Raw genomic sequence first — 21,766 nt, forward strand, 5'->3', positions numbered from 1 at the left:
CATCCGCGTTTGACCGGTCGGACACGCCCTGGTAACACCGTTCAGTGACGCTCTTATCACGATTCGTACACCGCCCGCTCCCAGGGGGTATCCCGGTCATGCAGGCCCCGCCGGTTCGCGCCACCGCCCTCCCGTCCCTCACCGACGCCCTGCGCGTCGTCGAGTCGCTGCTGATGAGCGGCGGTCAGCGCACCGCCCGCCGCAACGCGTGGAACTCCGTCCTGGAGGACCGCCGCCGGGCCAGGGACCGGGTGGAGGCGCAAGCCTTCCTGGAGCGGTCCGCGGACCGCCGGTAACGCCCCGCCCGCCCGGGCCGCCCCCGCGGGCACTGCCGTCGTCCGCGCTCCCGGGGCCACGTAGACTTCGTGGCATGGCGAGGAAGGAAACCGCGGCGGACGCCGCGAATGCCGGGCGACTGAAGCAGATCGCCCTCACGTACCGGATGACCCGCAAGGTCGACACCAAGATCGGCCTGGTGCTCGCGGCCGTCGGGCTCGGCACGCTCGCGGTGTTCCTCGTGATCGGCTTCTTGATCGGCCACCCGGTGTACCTGGGCATCTTCGGTCTGCTGGTCGGTCTGCTGGCGACGGCGGTCGTGTTCGGCCGCCGGGCCGAGCGGGCGGCCTTCGGTCAGATGGAGGGCCAGCCGGGCGCCGCGGCGGCGGTGCTGGACAACGTCGGCCGGGGCTGGACCACCACCCCTGCGGTGGCGATGAACCGCAGCCAGGACGTCGTGCACCGCGCGGTCGGCAAGGCCGGCATCGTGCTGGTCGCCGAGGGCAACCCGAACCGGGTGAAGAGCCTGCTGGCCGCCGAGAAGAAGAAGATGAACCGCATCGTCGCCGACGTGCCGGTGCACGACATCATCGTGGGCAACGGTGAGGGCCAGGTCGAGCTGAAGAAGCTGCGCACCACCATGCTCAAGTACCCGCGCGTGCTCACCGGCCCCCAGGTCACCGCCACCAACGACCGGCTGCGCGCCCTGGGCGACCTGATGAGCAACATGCCGGTGCCCAAGGGCCCGATGCCCAAGGGCATGAAGCTGCCGAAGGGCGGCCAGCGCGGCCGCTAGGCGTCGGAACGCGTTACGACGAAGGGGGCGCCCGGTGTGACACCGGGCGCCCCCTTCGTCGTGCTTCGCGGGTACGGCCGCTCAGGCGCGGACCTCGACGGTCCCGGCGAGCCGGTCGTGCAGGCCGCGGCCGTCGCGGTCCCAGACCAGGGCGGGGATGGCGAGGCAGAGCAGGACCGTGCGCAGCAGCGAACGCAGCGGGTTGACGGTGCCGGTCTCCAGGGCCACGACCCGGATGCCGAACAGGCGCTTGCCCGGAGTGAAGCCGATGGTGCCGACGGTCAGGACGCTCATCGCGAAGAAGACGCCGAGTGCCCAGTTGCTGGTGGCCTGGCTGTAGCCGTGCGTGATCAGGCTGTATGCGATCAGGACGCTGAGGCCCCAGTCCACCGCGATGGCGCCGAGCCGCCTGCCGGGCCGGGCGAGGGAGTTCGGCCCGTCCTCGGGCAGACCCAGCTGTTCGCCTCGGTACCCGAAGTCCGCGCCGGCCTCTTCCATGGCCGCGCGCGGGCCGGAGAGCCACGATCCGATTGCCTGCCTGTTGTCCACCCGACCACGGTACTGCGTCCGTATATGACCCTCGGACGCCGGGGTATATGACCCGGGGACGCCGGGTGTCCCGGGGCTACGGTGGGAAGCGTGGCCGGTTAACTTCTGCGAAACAATCGGGTCACGCCGGAGAAATCACCCGTCCTTAGGGTCAGGACGAACGTGTGCCACCGCACTGGCCGCACGAACGATCTACCACCCCGGCGAGGACGGTCGGGAGTAGGAGGAGCTGGATGTTCCAGAACGCCGACGAGGCCAAGAAGTTCATCGCGGACGAGGACGTCAAGTTCGTCGACGTCCGCTTCTGCGACCTGCCGGGCGTCATGCAGCACTTCACGGTGCCCGTCGAGGCGTTCGACCCGGACGAGGAGCTGGCCTTCGACGGATCGTCGATCCGCGGCTTCCAGGCCATCCACGAGTCGGACATGGCGCTGCGTGCCGACCTGTCCACCTCGCGTGTCGACCCGTTCCGCCGGGACAAGACGCTCAACATCAACTTCTTCATCCACGACCCGATCACGGGCGAGCAGTACTCCCGTGACCCGCGCAACGTGGCCCGCAAGGCCGAGGCCTACCTCGCCTCCACCGGCATCGCGGACACCGCGTTCTTCGGCCCCGAGGCCGAGTTCTACGTCTTCGACTCGGTGCGCTTCCAGACCAGCGCCAACGAGTCCTTCTACCACATCGACTCCGAGGCGGGCGCCTGGAACACCGGTGCGGTGGAGAACAACCGCGGTTACAAGGTCCGCTACAAGGGCGGCTACTTCCCGGTCGCGCCGGTGGACCATTTCGCGGACCTGCGCGCCGAGATCTCCCTGGAGCTGGAGAAGTCCGGCCTGAAGGTGGAGCGCCAGCACCACGAGGTGGGCACGGCCGGCCAGGCCGAGATCAACTACAGGTTCAACACGCTGCTCGCCGCCGCCGACGACCTCCAGCTCTTCAAGTACATCGTGAAGAACGTCGCCTGGCGCAACGGCAAGACCGCGACCTTCATGCCGAAGCCGATCTTCGGTGACAACGGCTCGGGCATGCACGTCCACCAGTCGCTGTGGAGCAACGGCGACCCGCTGTTCTACGACGAGGCCGGGTACGCGGGCCTGTCGGACACGGCCCGCTACTACATCGGCGGCATCCTCAAGCACGCCCCGTCGCTGCTGGCCTTCACCAACCCGACGGTGAACTCCTACCACCGCCTGGTGCCGGGCTTCGAGGCGCCGATCAACCTGGTGTACTCGCAGCGCAACCGCTCCGCCGCGATGCGCATCCCGATCACCGGCTCCAACCCGAAGGCCAAGCGCGTCGAGTTCCGCGCGCCCGACTCCTCCGGCAACCCGTACCTGGCCTTCTCCGCCCTCCTGCTCGCGGGCCTGGACGGCATCAAGAACAAGATCGAGCCGGCCGAGCCGATCGACAAGGACCTCTACGAGCTGGCTCCGGAGGAGCACGCGAGCGTCGCCCAGGTCCCGACCTCCCTCGGCGCCGTCCTCGACGCGCTGGAGGCGGACCACGAGTTCCTGCTCCAGGGCGACGTCTTCACGTCCGACCTGATCGAGACCTGGATCGACCTCAAGCGCACCCAGGAGATCGCCCCGCTGGCCCTGCGCCCGCACCCGCACGAGTTCGAGCTGTACTTCGACGTGTGATATCGCCCCAGGTCAGAGCGGATAACCGCTCCCCTGGGCCGTCTGTGGGCCGTGGGCCGGTTCTCCCAGCACGGGAGTGCCGGCCCACGGCCTTTTTGCCCCCGGGCCGCTACCAGGCTGCTCTCGAAGAGGACCGGTTTGCCGAGAACCCTGCCAACGAGGTGATCCGAGCTGGACCGCGAGCGCTTCTTCGACGGGTGGCAGACCCCCACGCACACCGGGGCCGCCTCCCGTGGGAGGCGGCCCCGGCCGTGTCTGTGCGGCTGTCCGCGCGACCGTTCGGTGCCGGTCAGGGCACCACGACCACCACGACCGGCGTGTTGCCGTAGCCGAAGCGGTTGAAGCCGTTGTTGAAGAAGAATCCGCCGCGGTTGAAGCCCCGGTTGAAGCCGAAGCAGTTGTGGCCGTAGCAGCCCCGGTTGGTCGTCACGTGGGTCTGGGTGGCCGCCGACGCGGATCCGGCGGTGGCGATGGTGGCTCCGCCTGCCAGCAGAACGCCGACGGCGGACACCGCGGCGAGACGCCTCGCGCGCTGTGCTTTCATCGAACTGCCCTCCTTCCATTCCTCCCGCGCCGCCTCGGGCGCGGAAAGACGGCCGCGACCCCGCCGTGGGCGGGACGCGGTCTGGGTGGTGCCGCCTGGATTCAGGAAGCAGGGCTGACGTTCCCCTGGTCGGCGGGGATGGCGCACGTCCGGCGCACCCTGCGGCGCGGCTCTGCTGAAAATGCTAGCGGCCGGGTGAGGACCCGGCATCCGGACGCGAGGCGGCCCCGGCGGGGAGGCTGTGCAACCTTTCGGCCTTCCCGTGATTCCTACTTCCGGGGATCATGCTCCCCGCACACGCCGAACGAGAGAGGTCGACCGGGGAATGGCAGAACAGGACGAGTGGGAGCGGGAGTTCGATCAACGCTGGGCGAACTCCGCCGAGCACAAGGAGCCCTCCGCCCGGGCCCGGATGCTCGCCGCCCGCTGGAAGGAGAACCCCCCGGACCCGGCCCCGTTCCGCGCCGACCCGGACAGCGTCCGCCCGGAGCGCCCCTCCTGGGTGTCGACGGCGGTGGTGCTGGGCTGCGTGGCCGCGGTGATCCTCCTGGTGGGATACGCCCGGATACGCAACGGCTACTGAGCGCGCCGGCTTCCCGGTGGGGGGCCCGGCACCGCTCCCACCGGGAAGCTTTGCCCGCAACAGGGACGTACGGGACCTGTTCATGGGAGGCGGCAGGTGCACACTGGACAGCGGGACGAGTGCCTGACTGCGGGGTGATGCGAGATGCGGAGCCGCTTTAGGAGCGACCGGCGACTGACCGTGCGGATGACGGTCACGATGTTCCTGCTGGGACTGCTGTACGTGGCCTTCATCGCCGCGCTGCTCGTGCTGCTGAAGTCCTGGCTGCTGGTCGTCGTCGTGATGGGCGCGATGTTCGTGGCCCAGTTCTGGTTCTCCGACCGGATCGCGATGTTCGCCATGCACGGGCGGGTCGTGGAGCGCGAGGAGTATCCGGAGCTGCACGCGGTGGTGGACCGGCTGTGCGCCATGGCCGACATGCCCAAACCGGTGGTCGCCGTATCCAGCATGGACATGCCGAACGCGTTCGCGACGGGACGCAACCCCGATCACGCCGTGGTCTGCGTGACCACCGGCCTGCTGCGCCGCCTGGAGCCCGCCGAGCTGGAGGGCGTGCTCGCGCACGAGCTGTCCCACGTGGCGCACAAGGACGTCGCCGTGATCACCATCGCCTCCTTCCTGGGCGTGATCGCGGGGCTGATCGTCCGCTTCGCCTTCTACTCGCAGCTGTTCGGCGGGGGCCGCAGGGACCAGAACACGGCCCTGGTCTTCGCCGGCGTGATGGGTGTCTCGGCGGCCGTGTACGCGATCAGCTTCCTGCTGATCCGGGCCCTGTCCCGGTACCGGGAGCTGGCCGCCGACCGGGCCGCCGCGCTGCTGACCGGCCGGCCCTCGGTGCTGGCGTCGGCGCTGACCAAGGTCACCGGGGACATCGCCCGCATCCCGACCAAGGACTTGCGCACGGCCCAGGCGTTCAACGCCTTCTACTTCAGCCCGGCCACCGGCAAGGAGCCCGGCATCGAGCGGTTCTTCTCCACCCACCCCACGCTGGAGCAGCGGCTGGAGCAGCTGGGCCGGATCTCGGCCGAGCTGGGCGAGGCGGCCGTACCCGGGGAGGCCGACCGGGCGTGAGCACGGCACAGGACAGGCCGGAAAACGGCACGGTACGGCGGAAGGCGGGCTGAGCGTTGGGGCTGCTGGACATCCTGCTGGGGCGCACCAAACCCGTCGCCCCCGATCTCGACCAGCTGTTCGCGCTGCCCTCGGCCGCCGTCACGCTCCAGGCCGCGATGGGCTTCACCCCGACCGGGACCGGGGCGGTGTGCTTCGCCTCGGTGGAGGGCGCGGCCTTCGAGCAGACCCACCGGGAGGTGCAGGCGCTGCTGGACGCGGACGCCGAGCGCGCCGGGTCGCCGGTGGAGCTGTGCCGGGACGACTACGGCTACTCGTGGCTGGTCTCCCGGCGCTCCCCCGACCAGCTGCCGCAGCTCGTCAACGATCTGCACGCGGTGAACAGCTCCATGGAGATCAACGGCTTCGGCCCGCAGCTGCTGTGCTCGCTGGCCGGCTTCACCGACGACTCGGGGCGCCGGCTCGCCCTGGTGTACCTGTACAAGCGAGCCGCCTTCTACCCGTTCGCCCCGCTGGCCGGGAGCGACGAGCGGCGGGACAACGCGCTGGAGCTCCAGGTGAAGTCCACGCTCGCGAGCGATCTGCGGATCGAGCAGGATCTGGGCCGGTGGTTCCCGGTGTGGGGGGCGCCCGGACTGTGAATCCGCCATACCGGCGTGCCGGGGCGGCCGTTGTCACCGTCGCGGGGTCGACGACGCGTACGTCGTCTCGTCGGCCTCGGCCGGGGGCGTGGGCGCACGGTGGACACGGATGCAGAGGGACAGCAGGGCGGCGCTCGCGCAGGCGGCGCCCAGGGCGAGCCAGACCGGGTCGTAGCTGCCGAACGTGTCACGGGCCACGCCGCCGAGGAAGGAGGCCGACGCCGCGCCGATCTGGTGTGCCGCATTGGTCCAGCCGAAGACGATGGCGCTGTCCTCGCCGTAGAAGGTCCGGCACAGGGCGATGACCGGCGGCACGGTCGCCAGGTCGAGCAGGCCGAAGGCGACCACGAAGATCAGCATGGGCGGGCTGACGGTGGCCGTCATGATCAGCGGCAGACTGACCATGAGCAGGCCTCGCAGCAGGAAGTAGACGGCGAGCAGCCGGCGGGCGTCCCGGCGGTCGGTGAGCCAGCCGGAGACGATGGTGCCGGCCACGTTGAAGACGCCGATGAACGCCAGCAGGGTCGAGGCCGTGGTGACGGGCATGCCGTGGTCGTGGGCCGCGGGGGCGAAGTGGGTCCACATGATGCCGTTGGTGGACGCGCCGCAGATGGCGAACGTGGCGGCGAGCAGCCAGAAGGGAACGGTCCGCGCGGCGTCGCACAGCACGGTCACGGTGCGGCGGGCGGCGCCGGGAACGGGGTCGGGCCGGGGGGTGAAGGTGTCGCTGCCGTAGGGGCGTCGTCCGATGTCGGCGGGATGGTCGCGCAGCACGAGGTGGACCAGGGGGGTGACCGCGACGGCGGCGAGGGCGAGGGTGACGAGGGCGGGCCGCCAGTCGTAGTGGTCGATGGTCCAGGACAGCGCGGGCAGGAAGACCATCTGCCCCAGAACGCTGCCGGAGGAGAGGACGCCGGTCACAAGGCCGCGGCGGGCGGTGAACCAGCGGTTGGTGACGGTGGTGCCGAGGGTCATCGACAACGATCCGGTCCCGAGGCCGACGAGGAAACCCCAGAAGAGCGTGAACTGCCATGCGGCGCTCATCATCGTGGTGAGGGCCGCTCCGGCGGCGACGGTCGCGAGCGCCGCGACGACGACCCGGCGGATGCCGAACCGGTCCATCAGGGCGGCGGCATAGGGGGCCGTGAGGCCGTAGAGCACCATGTTGACCGAGGCCGCCAGGCTGATGGAGCCGCGGGACCAGTGGAATTCCTCGCGCAGGGGGTCCTGCAGAATGCCCGGCATGGTGGAGAAGGCGCCCGCGACGACGATCGCCACTCCGGCGACGGCGGCCACCCACCAGGCACGATGCCCGGCATCCTTCGTGTGCTGGCCGATCGCGTCATCCATATCTTCATCCTTCAGCGAGAGGGAACCCGGAACCAGTGGCCTTTGGTCAGCTAGTGAAAGAATCTGGACATGACGGTGGGTGACGAGTCACCGCACAGGGTGGCGGTTCTGGTGCGTTCCGGTCTCCTGCCCATGGAGCTGGGGATCGTGCACCGTCTGTTCGGGACCGCCACGGATGCGGCCGGCCGGCCGCTGTACTCGGTCGTGACGTGTGCCGTGGAACCGGGTGAGGTACGCACGGACGCCGACTTCACCGTCAACGTGCCGCTGGGACCGCAAGCGCTGCGCGACGCGGACACGGTGATCGTGCCCGCCGCGATCGAGGACTACCGCCCGCAGCGGCGTGGCCGGTTGAGCCCGCCTGTGCGGGCGGCACTTGCGGAGATCCCCCCGACGGCGCGCCTGGCCTCCATCTGCACCGGGTCGTTCGTGCTGGCGGCAGCGGGCCTGCTCACGGGTCGGCGGGCGACGACGCATTGGAAGTCCTGTCCCGAACTGGCCGCCCTCTACCCGGAGATCGATGTGGACCCGGACGTGCTCTACACCGATGACAAGGGTGTGCTCACGTCCGCGGGTGTGGCCGCGGGAATCGATCTGTGCCTGCACATGATCCGCAGTGACCACGGCGCCGACGTCGCCAACACCGTCGCCCGCGGCACGGTGGTCCCCCCGCACCGCGAAGGCGGTCAGGCCCAGTACATCGACCGTCCCGTGCCCGAACCCGGCGACACTTCCACCGCTGCCACCCGCGCCTGGGCCCTGGAACACCTCGGTGAGGGCCTCACCCTGGAGGACCTGGCGCACCGGGCGGCCACGAGCGTGCGGACGTTGACGCGCAAGTTCCGGCAGGAGACGGGGATGCCACCGATGCAGTGGCTCGCCCAGCAGCGCCTGCAGTACGCCCGTCGGCTGCTGGAACGCACGGACGAGCCGGTGGACCGGATCGCCGCCGAGGCCGGCTTCGGCACGGGCACAGCGATGCGTCAGCACTTCCGGGAGACGCTGGGCGTGTCACCGCGCGCGTACCGCAACACCTTCCGCGGGGAAGCGTGAGGGCACGCGCGCGGTGACACCGCCTCGACGGAACCGCCTGCCGGCTCAGCCGGGGACCGGTTCGATGGGGCCGATCCGGTAGAGCACCTCGTCGTGGTGCGCCTCGGGGAAGAGGGAGGCGGGGAACAGCACTTCGGTGTGCACGGGGGCCTGGTACCGCTTGGCGCACTTCTTCAGCACCATGATGATGGCCTTGTTGTCGGCCGACACGGTCGCCTCGATGTAGCGCGCGCCCTGGGCGACCGCGCGCTCGGCCGCCCGCTCGAAGAGCTGCACCCCGAGCATCGGAATGCCGTGCCGGGGCCTGGCGGCCTCCTGCCAGACCAGATAGGTGTCGGGCTGCTCGGGGCGGAAGTAGCCGGTCAGAATGGCGGCCTGGTCTGGGGCCTGGAGTTCCACGACAAGAGTCGCGCCGGGCTGATCGCGCAACGCGCCTTCGAACTCGGCCTGCTCATCGAGACTTCAGGGCCGGAGAGCCTCTCGCTTGCCCGTCCCGTACCGGGACCCAGTGGGTTCATCCGCCGGAGAAGTACAGCAAGCGCACACGTGAGTGAATGGCCCCCATGGGCGAACTCAGGGGCTTCACCGGGGAGTACGACGGCGAGCGGCTCAGCGGGGTGCGTGGCGGGCCCGGCGGGCGGGCCACGGCGGTGCTGCTGCACGGCGCGGGCAACGGGAGCAAGGAGCGTCTGCTGCCGCTGGCGGCCGAGTTCGCCGCCGCCGGCTGTCACGCGCTGGCATTCGACTTCTCGGGCCACGGCGAAAGCAGCGGCACGCTCGCGCGGTTGAGTCTGCGGCGCCGGTTCGAGCAGGCGGTGGCGGTGATCGACGCGCACGCGCCGGCGGCCGATCCGCTGCTTCTGGTCGGCTTCAGCATGAGCGGGCAGACGGTCGCCGACCTGGTGCGCCACTACGGCGGCCGGGTGGCGGGGCTCGCCCTGTGCGCGCCCGCCGTCTACGCGGCGGACGCCTGGGAGCTGCCCTTCGGGGACGGCCGGGGTCGGTTCACCGAGATCCTGCGCACCCCGGACAGCTGGCGGGACTCCCCCGCGCTCCAGGTGTACGGGGCGTACGCGGGCCGGGCGGTGCTGACCGTGCCCGGCACCGACACGGTGATCCCGGCGGCCGTGACCCGGGCACTGCACGAGGCGCTGTCCACGCGCGCCGACTACACCCGGCTCGAACTCCCGGACGCCGACCACAAGCTGGGCCTGTGGTTCCGTGAACACGCGCGGGACCGGCGGCGGTTGGTGAGCGCGCTGCTGACGGCGCCGGGCGGCCCGGCCGGCGAGCCGCCCGGCGCCGTCGTGGATCAGCGGTTGTAGCGCATGAACGCCCGCACCATGTGGCACGTGATGTCGGACGGCGGGCGCATGCCGATCGTCTCGGCGGTGGCGCGGATGGTGTCGTTGCCCGCCTGGTCCGGCAGATAGGTGCCGGAGTCGAGCAGGGCGATGGCCAGGCGCATGGCCTTCAGGCGCCGGTTGTGCGTGACGTACCACTCCCGGGGCCGACCGGCCGGCAGGGGCCGCTTCGCCAGGGGCTCGTACGGCGAGTCGAACAGCACGGGACGCTTGGCGGTGGACTGGGTCGGCGAGGGCTTCGGCTGTAGGGCGGCAGCGGGCACGGGCATCCTCCTGACGCGATCAGGGCACCGGCCGGCGAGCCCAGCGGCACCCTCGAACACTGCTTCCATTCTACGGTCGACCACTGACAAAAGCCCCTGGCCACAAGGGCTTTCGGGGCCCCCGGGGCGCGGGTGGCGGACGGGTTTTCCGCGTACCGTGGGGGCATGGAGATCTGGATCAATCCGGCCTGTTCGAAGTGCCGCAGCGCGATCAGCACTCTCGACGCCGAGGGGGTCGAGTACACCGTGCGGCGCTATCTGGAGGATGTGCCGAGCGAGGACGAGATCAAGGCGGTGCTCGGGCGGCTGGGCCTGGAGCCCTGGGACATCACGCGGACCCAGGAGGCGGACGCCAAGGAGCTGGGCCTCAAGGACTGGGCGCGGGACGAGGGGTCCCGGGACCGCTGGATCAAGGCGCTCGCCGAGCACCCGAAGCTGATCCAGCGGCCCATCATCACCGCCGACGACGGCACCACCCTGGTGGCCCGCACGGACGAGGCCGTCCAGGAGGCCATCGGCCACGGCCGGACCGCGTCCTGACCGACCGGGTCCCCCCGATCCGGCGAGCCGCCCGGCCGAAGCGGGCGGCTCCGCCCGGGGCGGGGCCTGATCGAGGACCCGGCCGCCACCAGCGCCGGCGGCCTCACCGGCAGGCCCGGCCGGCGAAGCCGTACCGGAGGCCGTCGCCCACACCCCGGGACCCGCCCCGGTCGGCCGGGTCCCGTCCGGGGGAGCCGGCGAGCCGCCGGGCCTCGTCCTGACCGACCGTGCCCCCTGCGGGGCACCGGCGCGCCGGGCCCCGTCCCGGTCAGTCGGAGGCGTCGAGGAAGCCGGTGAGCCGGGCCGCCAGGTCGGGTGGGGCCGACTGGGGCAGGGCGTGGTGGGAGGTGCCGGGGAGCACGGCGGTCGTCACGTGGGGCAGCAGGGCCTTCGCGCCCGCCGTCACACGGAGCGGGTCGTGGGCCTTGCCGCGCCCGGCCGCGAGCACCAGCACCGGCACCTCCAGGGCGCGCAGCGCATCCGGTGCCGGGAGCGGGCCGGTGACCGGCTTGGCGGCCGGGAAGCCGGCGGCGGCCTCCTGGAGGCGCAGCCAGTCGGGGTCCAAGGACGCCGTTCCCCCGGTCTCCCACTCCAGGAAGGCGCGGACCCGGCCCGGCGTGGGCCGCAGCAGCATCGGCAGGGCGTGCAGCAGATAGCCCGGCCGGTACCCGGTGAAGCACCGGGTGGGGTCCAGCAGGAGCAGGCGGCGGACCCGGCCGGGGGCGCGCAGGGCGTGGTGCAGGGCGATCCAGGCGCCGTACGAGTGCCCGCCCACGTCGGCCGAGGCCAGGCCCAGGCCGTCCAGGACCGCGTCCAGCCAGCCGGTCAGGCCGGCGACCGTGCGGGGGTGCCGGCCCGGCGGCGGCACGCTGAGGCCGGGGGCGCCGGGCAGGTCGGCGGCGTAGACCCGGCGGGTGGCGGACAGCGGTCCGGCCTGGGCGTACCAGCTGAGAGAGGTGGCCCCGCCGCCGCCCGGCAGCAGGAGCAGCGGGGGCGCGTCGCGCGGGCCGCAGGCGTTGAGGCGGGTGGTGCCGTGGGGTGTGGGTATGCTCAGCGCCTCGCGGTCGGCGGGCCACTTCGCCCGGACCGCCTCGTACGCGCTCCCGAAGGCATCACTGTCGTAACCGGTCACCGAACGACCCCCCTGATGTCTCGCACCGGTACCACCACTTCGTGATCCGGGACACAATACGCCCAGGTAACACGGGGTTCACAGAAGGGCAATGGCCGGGAAACGGCCTGTTGACAGGCTTCCGGCAGATGGAGGCGGCGCCGTCGCGCCGCAGCGCCCACGAGTGCGCCCGAACCACCCGAAGGAAGTGCCCCCCGTGACCTTCAAGGCCGAGTACATCTGGATCGACGGCACCACGCCGACGGCCAAGCTCCGTTCCAAGACGAAGATCATCACGGGTGCCCCGGCCGGTCTCGACGCGCTGCCGGTGTGGGGCTTCGACGGGTCGTCCACCAACCAGGCCGAGGGCCACGCCTCGGACCGTGTGCTCAAGCCGGTCTTCAGCTGCCCGGACCCGATCCGCGGCGGGGACGACGTCCTGGTGCTGTGCGAGGTCCTGAACACGGACATGACCCCGCACGCCTCCAACACCCGCGCCGCGCTGGCCGAGGTCGCCGAGCGGTTCGCCGCGCAGGAGCCGATCTTCGGTATCGAGCAGGAGTACACCTTCTTCGACGGCACCCGCCCGCTGGGCTTCCCCCAGGGCGGTTTCCCGGCCCCGCAGGGCGGCTACTACTGCGGTGTCGGCGCCGACGAGATCTTCGGCCGGGACGTCGTCGAGGCCCACCTCGACAACTGCCTGAAGGCCGGGCTCGGCATCTCCGGCATCAACGCCGAGGTCATGCCGGGCCAGTGGGAGTTCCAGGTCGGCCCGCTCGCCCCGCTGGAGGTCTCCGACCAGCTGTGGGTGGCCCGCTGGCTGCTCTACCGCACCGCCGAGGACTTCAAGGTCTCCGCCACCCTCGACCCCAAGCCGGTCAAGGGCGACTGGAACGGCGCGGGCGCGCACACCAACTTCTCCACCAAGGCGATGCGCGAGGGCTACGACGCGATCATCACCGCCTGCGAGTCGCTGGGCGAGGGTTCCAAGCCGCTGGACCACGTCAAGAACTACGGCGCCGGCATCGACGAGCGCCTGACGGGTCTGCACGAGACCGCCCCCTGGGACAAGTACTCCTACGGCGTCTCCGACCGCGGCGCCTCGGTCCGCATCCCGTGGCAGGTCGAGCAGGAGGGCAAGGGCTACATCGAGGACCGCCGCCCGAACGCCAACGTCGACCCCTACGTGGTGACCCGCCTGCTGGTGGACACCTGCTGCTCGGCGCTGGAGAAGGCCGGCCAGGTCTGATCCACCCCGGTTCACGAAGGGGCGCCCGCCGTCACGGCGGGCGCCCTTTCCGCATGCCCGGCAGGCGCCCCTCCCCCAAGCCCGCAGACGCTCCCTCCGCACGCCCCCGAGCGCCCCTCCCCCGCGCCCGGTGTCCGCATGATGAGACAGCGATCCGGTCGCTTCCGGGCCCGCAACCCGCTGATCAGGGCCGCCACCACGGCTCCAGCGGCTTTCGCGACGCCGACTTCACGCCACCGTCACGTCCACCTTGTGAGAGAACCCTCGTGCGCGGCGCGCGCCTCTGCTTCAATGGGCGCATGGCCAGCTTCCAGAAGATCACCGCGACGGGTCGCCATGACCTCGAGCCCTTCTGGCCCTCCCGCCAGCACCACGACTTCGACCGGGTGTGTTGTCGCGCGATGACCGCGCGGGCCCTCTGAAGCCGTACACCCCGGCCTTCGGCCAGCGCGGAACGACGTACGTCCCCGGCGCGCCCCGACCACGAATCGCGGCCGTCGCCCCTTCCGACGAACCTCTCGCGCGAAAGAGCTGACCTCTCATGGCGACCACCCGTTCCGTCACCCCCGCCTCCTCGCCCGCCGCTTCCGCCCGGCACCGGCTGCGCGCCGTCGACCGGGACGAGGTGGTGGACGTCGCGGACTTCCTGCCGCCGGGCGCCACCTGGCTGCCGGCCCCGCAGCACACCCTGCCCGTCCTGCCCGGCCGGCCGCCGATGGTCGGTTACCTGGTGCTGGTCCCGGCGGACCAGCGGCCGCCGTTCGCGCCGGTCGCGGTGCCCGACCGGCCGGACACCGCCGAACAGGACCCGGCCCGGGCCCCCGAGCCGCTGGTGCGGATCGACCCGGTGCGCCGCACCGCCGCCGTCGACGGCCGTGAACTCGACCTGACCTACCTGGAGTTCGAACTGCTCGCGCACCTGGTGGCGCACCCGCACCGGGTGCACACCCGCGACCAGCTGGTCACCACGGTGTGGGGGTACGGCCATGTCGGCGACGGCCGCACCGTGGACGTGCACATCGCCCGGCTGCGCCGCAAGCTGGGCGCCGAGCACCGCCGGACGATCCAGACCGTGCGCCGGGTCGGCTACAAGTACATCCCCCCGACCGGCGGCTGACCCCTTTCCGCCCTCGGCGGACCCTGGTGCGGTCCGCGCCCGCACCGGGCAGGCTGCCCGGCATGAGGCTTCTGGTGCTGGGCGGAACGGAGTTCGTGGGGCGTGCCGTGGTGGAGGCGGCGCTCGGGCGCGGCTGGGAGGTGACCGTCTTCCACCGCGGGCGTCACCAAGCGCCGCCCGGAGCAGAGGTGTTGACCGGTGATCGCACCGCCGGGGGCGGCCTCGCCGCGCTCGCCGAGGGCGACTGGGACGCCGTGGTGGACACCTGGTCGGCGGCGCCCCGCGCGGTCCTGGAGGCGGCGCGGCTGCTGCGGGACCGCGCCGGGCGGTACGCGTACGTCTCCAGCCGGTCGGTGTACGCCTGGCCCTGGCCGGCCGGGGCCGGCGAGGACGCCCCGGTGGTCGAGGGCGCGGCGGACGCCGGGGCGACGGAGTACGCCCGGGACAAGCGGGGCGGCGAACTGGCCGTCCTGGAGACCTTCGGCGCCGATCGCTCGCTGCTGGTGCGGGCCGGGCTGATCCTCGGCCCGTACGAGAACGTCGGCCGGCTGCCCTGGTGGCTGGACCAGGTCGCCCGCGGCGGACCCGTCCTGGCGCCGGGCCCGCGCGACCTGCCGATCCAGTACGTCGACGCCCGCGACCTCGCCGAGTGGCTGCTCGGCGCCCTGGAACAGCGGTTGAGCGGCCCGTACAACCTGGTGAGCCCGCCCGGGCACACCACCATGGGCGCACTGCTCGACGCGTGCGTCGCGGCGACCGGCGCGGACGCGGAGCTGTGCTGGGCCGAGCCGGAACGCATCCTGGAGGCGGGGATCGAGCCCTGGACCGAGCTGCCGGTGTGGGTGCCGCCGGGCGGCGAAACGTACGACGCCGTCCACCGGGCCGACGTCGGCCGGGCGCTGGCCACCGGACTGGTGTGCCGGCCGGTGACGGAGACCGTCTCGGACACCTGGCGGTGGCTGACCGCGGTCGGCGGTGCGGCGCCCCTGAGGCCCGATCGCGCGACCCCGCGGCTCGCCCCCGAGGTGGCGGCGAAGGTACTGGCCGGCCTGCGCGGGGGTGTACCTGGCACCACCCCCGCAGAGGGGGCCTCGGGCCAGTGACCCCCGGCCGGGGGTCGGCGAGACTGGCCGCATGAACAGCGAAGACAAGAGCGGCCGCGCCCGGCGGGTCCTGCTGGCCGCCGTCCGGGGGCTGGTGCTGTCCCTCATCACGCTGCCCTTCGGCGTGGCCTTCCTGGTGCTGACCCTGTTGTCCCTGGCCCTGATACCGCTCGGCATCGGGCTCGTGACGACTCCGGCCGTGCTCACCGGCCTCAGGGCGCTGGCGGACACGCGCCGCAGGCTCGCCGCCGAGTGGTGCGGGGTGCAGATCCGGGCGGCCTACCGGCCGATCCCGCGCGGCACCAAACCGTGGACCCGCACCTTCACGATGCTGGGCGACCCCCAGACCTGGCGGGACGTGCGCTGGCTGCCGGTGGACATCACGGCCGGCTTCGTCACCGCGCTGCTCCCGGCCCTGCTGCTGCTCTACCCCCTCGAGGGGCTGATGCTGCCGGCCGGGCTGTGGCGGGCGTACGCGCACGGCGGCACCTACTGGTACGCGTTCGTCCCGGTCACCGGGGAGGCCAGTGCCCTCGGCGCGGGCGCGCTCGCCCTCGTCCTCCTCGCCGTCTCCCGGCGCGTCGTCCCGCGCCTGCTGGCCACGCACTTCCGGCTCACCCGGGCGATGCTGGGCAACGAGAACGGCGAACTCGCCGAGCGGGTACGGGTGCTCACCGAGACGCGGCGGGACGCGGTGGACACCTCCGCCGCCGAACTGCGCCGCATCGAACGGGACCTGCACGACGGGGCGCAGGCCCGGCTGGTCGCCATGGGCATGGACCTCGGCACCGTCGAGATGCTGCTCGACAAGGACCCGGCGCAGGCCCGGACGCTGCTCGCCCAGGCCCGCCACAACTCCGCGAAGGCCCTGGAGGAGCTGCGCGACCTGGTGCGCGGCATCCATCCGCCGGTCCTCGCCGAACGCGGTCTCGGGGACGCGGTGCGGGCGTTGGCGCTGCGGCTGCCGCTGCCCACCGAGGTCACGGTGGAGCAGACGGGCCGCGCCGACGCGCCGGTGGAGTCGGCCGCCTACTTCGCGGTCAGCGAGGTGCTCACCAACGCGGTCAAGCACTCCGGCGCCGACCGGATCTGGGTGGACCTGCACCACGCCGAGGGCCGGCTGCGGATCACGGTCACCGACAACGGCAGGGGCGGCGCGGCGATCGGCGCGGGCACCGGGCTCGCCGGGGTGGAGCGGCGGCTCGGTACATTCGACGGCATCCTGGCCGTCAGCAGTCCCGCGGGCGGCCCCACGATGGTGACCATGGAGATCCCGTGCGTGTCGTCCTAGCCGAAGACCTCTTCCTGCTGCGCGACGGACTGGTCCGGCTGCTTCAGGCGTACGACTTCGAGATCGCGGCGGCCGTCGAGTCCGGCCCCGAACTGTCCCGCGCGCTCGCCGAGTTGCAGCCGGACGTGGCGGTGGTCGACGTACGGCTGCCGCCCACCCACACCGACGAGGGCCTCCAGTGCGCGCTGGCCGCCCGGCGGGCGCGGCCGGGACTGCCGGTGCTGGTCCTCTCCCAGCACGTGGAGCAGCTGTACGCGCGCGAGCTGCTCGCCGACGGGGACGGGGCGATCGGCTATCTGCTCAAGGACCGGGTCTTCGACGCGGACCAGTTCGTGGACGCCGTACGGCGGGTGGCGGCAGGGGGCACGGCGATGGATCCGCAGGTCATCCAGCAGCTGCTGGCCCGCGGCGGCCCGGCCGGCGACCGGCCGCTCGACCGGCTCACCCCGCGCGAGCGGGAAGTGCTGGAGCTGATGGCGCAGGGCCGGTCGAACGCGGGCATCGCCGCCCAACTGGTGGTCACCGAGCGGGCGGTGGCCAAGCACACCTCCAACATCTTCGGCAAGCTGGGCCTGGAGGTGTCGGACGACGACAACCGGCGGGTCCTCGCGGTGCTGGCGTATCTCGACGGCGGCCACCACTGAGACGGGAATCCACTTTCCCCGGCGGCACGCGTGTGCGAGGGTGACGCGGTGAACCAGGACTGGGAAGATCGCGTGGCCGCCGCCTGGGCCGCCTTCGCGCGGGACGAGTACCCGCCGGAGCGGGCCGCGGAGTTCCGCGCGCTGATCGACGAACTCGTGGCCGAACTGCCCGACGACAGCCCGCTGGCTCCCTTCGAACGGGCCTGCGCCTTCGACTCGACCGGGCACTCCGACCGCGCCGTGCCGCTGTACCGGGAGGCACTGGCGCGCGGCCTGGACGGCTACCGGGCGCGGCGGACCCGGATCCAGCTGGCGAGTTCGCTGCGCAACACCGGACAGCCGGAGGAGGGCGTCAAGCTGCTCACGCCCGAACTGGACGCGTCGAGCGACGAGTTGGACGACGCCGTGCGGGCCTGCCTGGCGCTGTGCCTGTCCAGCCTCGGCCGGGACCGCGAGGGGCTGTCGCTCGTGCTCGGTGCGCTGGCCCCCCATCTTCCGCGCTACCAGCGGTCGATGGCCAACTACGCGCGCGCCCTGGTCGATCCGGAGGCATGAGCGCGCCGCTTGACGGTGACCTACCAAGGGCTCGCTCGTTTTCCCGGACGTGCAGTCACAGGATGTAGCCCAGCGTCACGCCCCCGCCTCCGGCCGCCCGGCCGGCCTGGAGCAGGCCGAGGCCTCGCTCGTGGAGCACTACCCACGGCTGGTCCGGCTCGCCTATCTGGTGCTGCCGCCGGGCCTCGGCCGCGAGCGCCGGGTGCTCACCGCGCACGCCCTCGCCCAGCGCGCCCTGCCCCGGGGCCGCAAGCAGGCGTCCCTGATCCCGGCCCAGACGCCGCGCCGGGCCCCCGCGTCCGGCGAGGCCCCGGACGACGACCCCGGGTACGCCTACCTCCGCGAGCGGGTCCTGCGCGCGGCCCTGGCGGCGGCCCGTCCGCGCACCGGCCGGCCCCGGCCGCTCCCCCGGGTGTGGGGCCTGCGGCTGAGCCCGCGCACCGGCGGCGCGGACGAACTCGCCCTGGAGCAGCGGCTGTCGAAGCTGTCCGGGCCGGCCCGCGCGGCCTATGTGCTGCGCGGTCTGGAGCAGCTGCCCGACGCCACCGTCCACAAGGTCCTCAAGGCCGCCGGGGTGGCCGACCCGGGCGGCGCGCTGGCCTCGGCGAACAGCGTGCCCGCGCAGCCGGGCCTGCTCGCCTCCCCCGAGTTCGATCCGTGCGCCCTCCAGGCCCGGCCCACCGATCTGATGCGCCGCCGCCAGCACACCAGGGCGGCCGTGGGCGCCCTGGCCGCCCTCGCGGTGTGCGGGGCGCTGGTGGCGCTGCCGGGCGGCGGCTGGGGCCCGGACGGCGCCGCCGCGCCCGTCTACGCCGGCAACCCGGCCGCCGAGGCCGCCCTCGACCCGGCCCGGCTGGCCCGCGTCTCCCCCACCGCCTGGCGCTCCGCCTCCCGTACCGACTTCTCGGCCTGGCCGGCCCGCGGCGCGCTCACCGGCGACCGGGACCTGCTGCGCCGCGCGCTGGCCGTCTGGGCGCGACCCGGCGGGAACGTCAGGGTCTCGGCCACCCCCGGCACCCAGACCGGCGGCCCGGCGGGCCCGCCCCAGCTGCTGTACGCGGGGCGGGTGGACGCCGCCCGGGTGGTGGTCTTCTACGACGGGCTGCGCATCGCCCGCTACGCCGAACCGGCGGACGGCACCGAGGGCGCGGCCCTGGACTTCGCCCGGGTGGACGGCGCGACCGGCGCCGAGGCGAGCGCCCTGGTGCTGGGCCGCTCGGACGGCAATGTGCAGTACCTGCTGGCCCCCTGGGTGAAGAAGGCGGCCACCCGGGACCTGATGAAGCCGACCTCCGCGCCGAGCGCCCTGAAGGTCACCGACGGCGTCACCGCCCCGCTGACCAGCCCCGCCCTGGGCACCGGCAACTGCACCTCGTGGACCGTGCTCCAGCTGTCCGACGGCGCGGGCAGCCAGCTCTCCACCGACCTCGGCGAGCTGGTCCCGGCGCATCTGACCGCGGGCCGGCCCGGCGCGGTGGGCGAGGCCACCGGGCCGGAGGGGCTCCAGGCGTGGGCGCCGTTCGCCTGCTCGCTGGCGACCGAGCGCTCCTCGGGGGTGCGCGGCGTCAACGCCTGGGACTTCGCGGAGCAGCCGCTGCCCGACGGCAGCGGGGCGGGCCAGTGGGTGTGCACCCGGGCCGAGACCTGGCGCGGCGCCGGCACCGCGGCGCTGGCCCAGTTCCGGCCGCCCGGCGCGCGGTACGGGGCGGTCACCGCCAAGGGCACGGACGTCACCGCGTGCGGTCCGCGTGATCCGCATGTGCTGGCCGGAGTGCTGTGGAAGTCCCGGGGCGGGCACTGGTACCTGCTGGCCGCGGGCGGCCCGGACACCGTGGCGATCCACGCGAGCGGCGGGATCACCGCGTCCGCGCCGGGCTCGCTGCTGATCGCCAAGGCCACCCGGGGGGCGCGGGCGGAGCTGAAGGGCTCGCTGGCGGGCGGCCGGGAGATCGACGGGCTGCACTGACCGGCGTTCCTGACATCCGCGTCAACAAGCGGCGCGGAAGGGGTTCTCAGTCACCGTACCCGTCAGTACATTGACGCCATGTCTTATACGCAGGCCCGGCCGGTGGAGTCCGAGCGCGTGCCGCTCAAGGCCCGCAACGTGTCCTTCTCGTGGGAGAACACGCCGCTGCACTGGGTGCCCGGCGATCCGTTCGCCACGCACACCATCAACGTGCTGCACCTGCTGCTGCCCGCCGGGGAGCGCTGGTTCGTGCACGTGTACAAGCAGGCGCTGCCGCTGATCGAGGACGAGCGGCTGCGCGCGGACGTCATCGGGTTCATCGGCCAGGAGGCCGTGCACTCCCAGTCCCACGACGAGGTGCTGCCGCACCTGCGCGAGCAGGGCCTGGACCCGACGCCGTACACCGCGCAGGTCGACTGGTTCTTCGAGAAGCTGCTCGGCGACCGCACCCTGCCGCCGGGCCGGGCGCGCCGCTGGTGGCTGCTGGAGCGGGTGGCGCTCATCTCGGCCATCGAGCACTACACCGCCTTCCTCGGCGACTGGGTGCTGGGCGCGGTCGAGCTGGACCGGCGCGGCGCCGACCCCACCATGCTGGACCTGCTGCGCTGGCACGGCGCGGAGGAGGTCGAGCACCGCTCGGTCGCCTTCGACCTCTTCCAGCACCTCGACGGGAGCTACCGGCGCCGGGCGCGCACCTGGGCGGCCGCCTTCACCACCCTGGTCTTCCTCTGGCAGCGCGGGGTGCGCTTCTTCATGGAGAACGACCCGACGCTGACCGCCCCCAGGTACTCCGTGAAGGACTTCCACGACCGCGGCCGGCAGGGCGTGCTGCCCGCCACCGGCGCCATGCTGAGGTCCATCCCGCGCTATCTCGGCCGCGGTTACCACCCCTCCCACGAGTTCTCCACCGCCCAGGCCGTGGCCTATCTGGAGGCGTCCCCCGCCGCGCTCGCCGCGGAACGGGCGAAGCCGTCCGCGCGGGAGGCCGCGTGATGCCGAAGCCGCGTACCGTCGCCCTCGTCGCGGGCGCCGCCCTGCTCACCCGCCGGGCCCTCGCCCGCCGGGTCCGGGTCTCGCCGCTGTGGCCGTTGCCCGCCCTGGACCCGCCGCTCTCCGGCCGGCCGCGCTCCCGGGCGCTGCGGCTGCTGCTCACCGCGCACGAGACGATCGCCGAGGGGGTCGTCCGACTGCGCCTGGAGGGCGACGACTTGCCCCGCTGGACGCCCGGGGCGCACCTCGACCTGGTGCTGCCCTCCGGGCTGGTGCGGCAGTACTCGCTGTGCGGGGACCCCGGGGACACCTCGTCGTACACGGTCGCCACCCGGCTGGTCGAGGACGGCCGGGGCGGCTCCCGGGAGGTGCACGAGCAGCTGGCCGAGGGCATGGAGCTGGAGGTGCGCGGGCCGCGCAACCGCTTCCCGCTGGCCGAGGCGGAGTCGTACGTCTTCGTCGCCGGCGGCATCGGCATCACCCCGGTGCTGGCGATGCTGCGCGCGCTGCCGGAGCACGCCGAGTGGCGGCTGCTGTACTGCGGGCGGAGCCGGGCCTCGATGCCCTTCCTGGCGGAGCTGGGCGAGCTGGCCGGGGACCGGCTGACGGTCGTCGCCGAGGACGAGGAGGGGCGGCCGGACCTGGACGCCCTGTTCACGGATGTGACGGCGGGCACGGCGGTGTACTGCTGCGGCCCCGAGGGGCTGATGGACGCGGTCGCCGAGCGGGTGCCCGAGGGCGCCGCGCTGCACCTGGAGCGGTTCGCGCCGCGCGCTCCGGCGGACGGCGACGCCGCGTTCGAGGTCGAACTGCGGCGCACGGGGCGGACGGTGGCCGTGCCCGCCGGCACCAGCGTGCTGGACGCCGTGCGCCGGGAGCTGCCGGGCCTCGCCTACTCCTGCGAGCAGGGGTTCTGCGGGACATGTCAGCAGCGGGTGCTGGAGGGCGCGGTGGAGCACCGGGACGAGCTGCTCACCGACGCGGAGCGTGCCGACTCGATGCTGATCTGTGTCTCCAGGGCCCGGGGTGGACGTCTTGTGCTGGACCTGTGACCCGGTGATGTGAAC

The 21,766-nt window shown here is 72.9% G+C and carries 25 protein-coding genes and 1 pseudogene; 20 read left to right on the forward strand and 6 right to left on the reverse strand.

Features of this window, described 5'->3' with window-relative positions:
- Positions 1–98 precede the first annotated feature (98 nt).
- Complete coding sequence (locus ACSP97_RS10920) at positions 99–296, forward strand: SCO2195 family GlnR-regulated protein (protein WP_440557285.1); 198 nt, start codon at positions 99–101, stop codon at positions 294–296.
- 74 nt (positions 297–370) lie between these two features.
- On the forward strand, positions 371–1,072 hold the full coding sequence (locus ACSP97_RS10925; RefSeq protein ID WP_355144017.1) for a DUF4191 domain-containing protein: 702 nt from the start codon (positions 371–373) through the stop codon (positions 1,070–1,072).
- A gap of 81 nt (positions 1,073–1,153) precedes the next feature.
- Here the strand turns inward: ACSP97_RS10925 and ACSP97_RS10930 are convergent, their stop codons facing one another.
- Positions 1,154–1,621 (reverse strand): RDD family protein, encoded by a 468-nt coding sequence (locus tag ACSP97_RS10930; RefSeq protein ID WP_355144019.1) that lies wholly within the window; start codon positions 1,619–1,621, stop codon positions 1,154–1,156.
- 233 nt (positions 1,622–1,854) lie between these two features.
- Here ACSP97_RS10930 and glnA point away from each other — a divergent pair, with 233 nt between their 5' ends.
- Complete coding sequence (gene glnA / locus ACSP97_RS10935) at positions 1,855–3,264, forward strand: type I glutamate--ammonia ligase (protein WP_355323553.1); 1,410 nt, start codon at positions 1,855–1,857, stop codon at positions 3,262–3,264.
- Positions 3,265–3,553: 289 nt separating this feature from the next.
- Here the strand turns inward: glnA and ACSP97_RS10940 are convergent, their stop codons facing one another.
- Entirely contained in the window at positions 3,554–3,808 is a 255-nt protein-coding gene (locus tag ACSP97_RS10940) for a hypothetical protein (protein ID WP_355323559.1), read from the reverse strand.
- Positions 3,809–4,133: 325 nt separating this feature from the next.
- On the opposite strand from ACSP97_RS10940, the gene ACSP97_RS10945 reads away from it, so the two are divergent.
- The 3 genes from ACSP97_RS10945 (at position 4,134) to pspAB (ending at position 6,103) form a co-directional block, all read left to right on the forward strand.
- A complete protein-coding gene (locus ACSP97_RS10945; RefSeq protein ID WP_355144025.1) occupies positions 4,134–4,391 on the forward strand; it encodes an SCO2583/SCO2584 N-terminal domain-containing protein in 258 nt (85 codons plus the stop codon).
- A 144-nt stretch (positions 4,392–4,535) separates the two neighbouring features.
- Entirely contained in the window at positions 4,536–5,462 is a 927-nt protein-coding gene (gene htpX / locus ACSP97_RS10950) for a zinc metalloprotease HtpX (protein WP_355144027.1), read from the forward strand.
- A 56-nt stretch (positions 5,463–5,518) separates the two neighbouring features.
- Positions 5,519–6,103: a PspA-associated protein PspAB gene (gene pspAB / locus ACSP97_RS10955; RefSeq protein ID WP_440557287.1), complete on the forward strand. Its 585-nt coding sequence runs from the start codon at positions 5,519–5,521 to the stop codon at positions 6,101–6,103.
- A gap of 33 nt (positions 6,104–6,136) precedes the next feature.
- On the opposite strand, the gene ACSP97_RS10960 is transcribed toward pspAB, so the two are convergent.
- A complete protein-coding gene (locus ACSP97_RS10960; protein ID WP_440557289.1) occupies positions 6,137–7,453 on the reverse strand; it encodes an MFS transporter in 1,317 nt (438 codons plus the stop codon).
- Positions 7,454–7,522: 69 nt separating this feature from the next.
- Between ACSP97_RS10960 and ACSP97_RS10965 the strand changes: the two genes are divergently transcribed.
- A complete protein-coding gene (locus ACSP97_RS10965; protein ID WP_440557290.1) occupies positions 7,523–8,506 on the forward strand; it encodes a GlxA family transcriptional regulator in 984 nt (327 codons plus the stop codon).
- 45 nt (positions 8,507–8,551) lie between these two features.
- Here ACSP97_RS10965 and ACSP97_RS10970 read toward each other — a convergent pair whose 3' ends face one another.
- The gene (locus ACSP97_RS10970; RefSeq protein ID WP_391878510.1) at positions 8,552–8,782 is read right to left on the reverse strand and encodes a hypothetical protein; all 231 of its coding nucleotides are present in this window, start codon (positions 8,780–8,782) and stop codon (positions 8,552–8,554) included.
- Positions 8,783–8,878: 96 nt separating this feature from the next.
- Here ACSP97_RS10970 and ACSP97_RS10975 point away from each other — a divergent pair.
- Positions 8,879–8,983: pseudogene (locus ACSP97_RS10975) on the forward strand (aminotransferase class III-fold pyridoxal phosphate-dependent enzyme); the annotation flags it as partial.
- 86 nt (positions 8,984–9,069) lie between these two features.
- Positions 9,070–9,831, forward strand: coding sequence for an alpha/beta hydrolase (locus tag ACSP97_RS10980; protein WP_440557293.1), 762 nt, complete (start codon positions 9,070–9,072; stop codon positions 9,829–9,831).
- On the opposite strand, the gene ACSP97_RS10985 is transcribed toward ACSP97_RS10980, so the two are convergent.
- A complete protein-coding gene (locus tag ACSP97_RS10985) occupies positions 9,819–10,133 on the reverse strand; it encodes a hypothetical protein (RefSeq protein WP_355144039.1) in 315 nt (104 codons plus the stop codon). The two genes, ACSP97_RS10980 and ACSP97_RS10985, sit on opposite strands and share 13 nt — an antisense overlap.
- A gap of 165 nt (positions 10,134–10,298) precedes the next feature.
- Here ACSP97_RS10985 and ACSP97_RS10990 point away from each other — a divergent pair, with 165 nt between their 5' ends.
- Positions 10,299–10,673, forward strand: a complete 375-nt coding sequence (locus ACSP97_RS10990; protein WP_364724845.1) for an arsenate reductase family protein — start codon at positions 10,299–10,301, stop codon at positions 10,671–10,673.
- 268 nt (positions 10,674–10,941) lie between these two features.
- On the opposite strand, the gene ACSP97_RS10995 is transcribed toward ACSP97_RS10990, so the two are convergent.
- Complete coding sequence (locus ACSP97_RS10995; protein WP_440557295.1) at positions 10,942–11,805, reverse strand: alpha/beta fold hydrolase; 864 nt, start codon at positions 11,803–11,805, stop codon at positions 10,942–10,944.
- 196 nt (positions 11,806–12,001) lie between these two features.
- On the opposite strand from ACSP97_RS10995, the gene glnII reads away from it, so the two are divergent.
- The 10 genes from glnII to ACSP97_RS11045 all read left to right on the forward strand — a co-directional run bounded on the left by glnII (position 12,002) and on the right by ACSP97_RS11045 (position 21,751).
- On the forward strand, positions 12,002–13,033 hold the full coding sequence (glnII, locus tag ACSP97_RS11000) for a glutamine synthetase (protein WP_355144045.1): 1,032 nt from the start codon (positions 12,002–12,004) through the stop codon (positions 13,031–13,033).
- 299 nt (positions 13,034–13,332) lie between these two features.
- Entirely contained in the window at positions 13,333–13,455 is a 123-nt protein-coding gene (locus tag ACSP97_RS11005) for a hypothetical protein (RefSeq protein WP_257585698.1), read from the forward strand.
- A 119-nt stretch (positions 13,456–13,574) separates the two neighbouring features.
- A complete protein-coding gene (locus ACSP97_RS11010; RefSeq protein ID WP_355144049.1) occupies positions 13,575–14,150 on the forward strand; it encodes a winged helix-turn-helix domain-containing protein in 576 nt (191 codons plus the stop codon).
- Between the two features lie 62 nt (positions 14,151–14,212).
- Positions 14,213–15,253, forward strand: coding sequence for an NAD-dependent epimerase/dehydratase family protein (locus ACSP97_RS11015; RefSeq protein ID WP_440557297.1), 1,041 nt, complete (start codon positions 14,213–14,215; stop codon positions 15,251–15,253).
- Positions 15,254–15,284: 31 nt separating this feature from the next.
- A complete protein-coding gene (locus ACSP97_RS11020; RefSeq protein WP_440557299.1) occupies positions 15,285–16,544 on the forward strand; it encodes a sensor domain-containing protein in 1,260 nt (419 codons plus the stop codon).
- Positions 16,529–17,188: a response regulator transcription factor gene (locus tag ACSP97_RS11025; protein WP_355144055.1), complete on the forward strand. Its 660-nt coding sequence runs from the start codon at positions 16,529–16,531 to the stop codon at positions 17,186–17,188. The genes ACSP97_RS11020 and ACSP97_RS11025 overlap by 16 nt, the downstream gene beginning before the upstream one ends.
- Before the next feature lie 48 nt (positions 17,189–17,236).
- On the forward strand, positions 17,237–17,743 hold the full coding sequence (locus tag ACSP97_RS11030) for a tetratricopeptide repeat protein (protein WP_440557300.1): 507 nt from the start codon (positions 17,237–17,239) through the stop codon (positions 17,741–17,743).
- 49 nt (positions 17,744–17,792) lie between these two features.
- Positions 17,793–19,709, forward strand: coding sequence for a hypothetical protein (locus tag ACSP97_RS11035; RefSeq protein WP_440557302.1), 1,917 nt, complete (start codon positions 17,793–17,795; stop codon positions 19,707–19,709).
- A 78-nt stretch (positions 19,710–19,787) separates the two neighbouring features.
- On the forward strand, positions 19,788–20,702 hold the full coding sequence (locus tag ACSP97_RS11040; protein WP_355528524.1) for a metal-dependent hydrolase: 915 nt from the start codon (positions 19,788–19,790) through the stop codon (positions 20,700–20,702).
- Complete coding sequence (locus ACSP97_RS11045) at positions 20,702–21,751, forward strand: PDR/VanB family oxidoreductase (protein ID WP_440557304.1); 1,050 nt, start codon at positions 20,702–20,704, stop codon at positions 21,749–21,751. Before ACSP97_RS11040 ends, ACSP97_RS11045 begins: the two co-directional genes overlap by 1 nt.
- Positions 21,752–21,766: the final 15 nt, after the last annotated feature.

This window comes from Streptomyces sp. SCPE 10, assembly GCF_051980735.1.
GTDB lineage: Bacteria > Actinomycetota > Actinomycetes > Streptomycetales > Streptomycetaceae > Streptomyces > Streptomyces misionensis.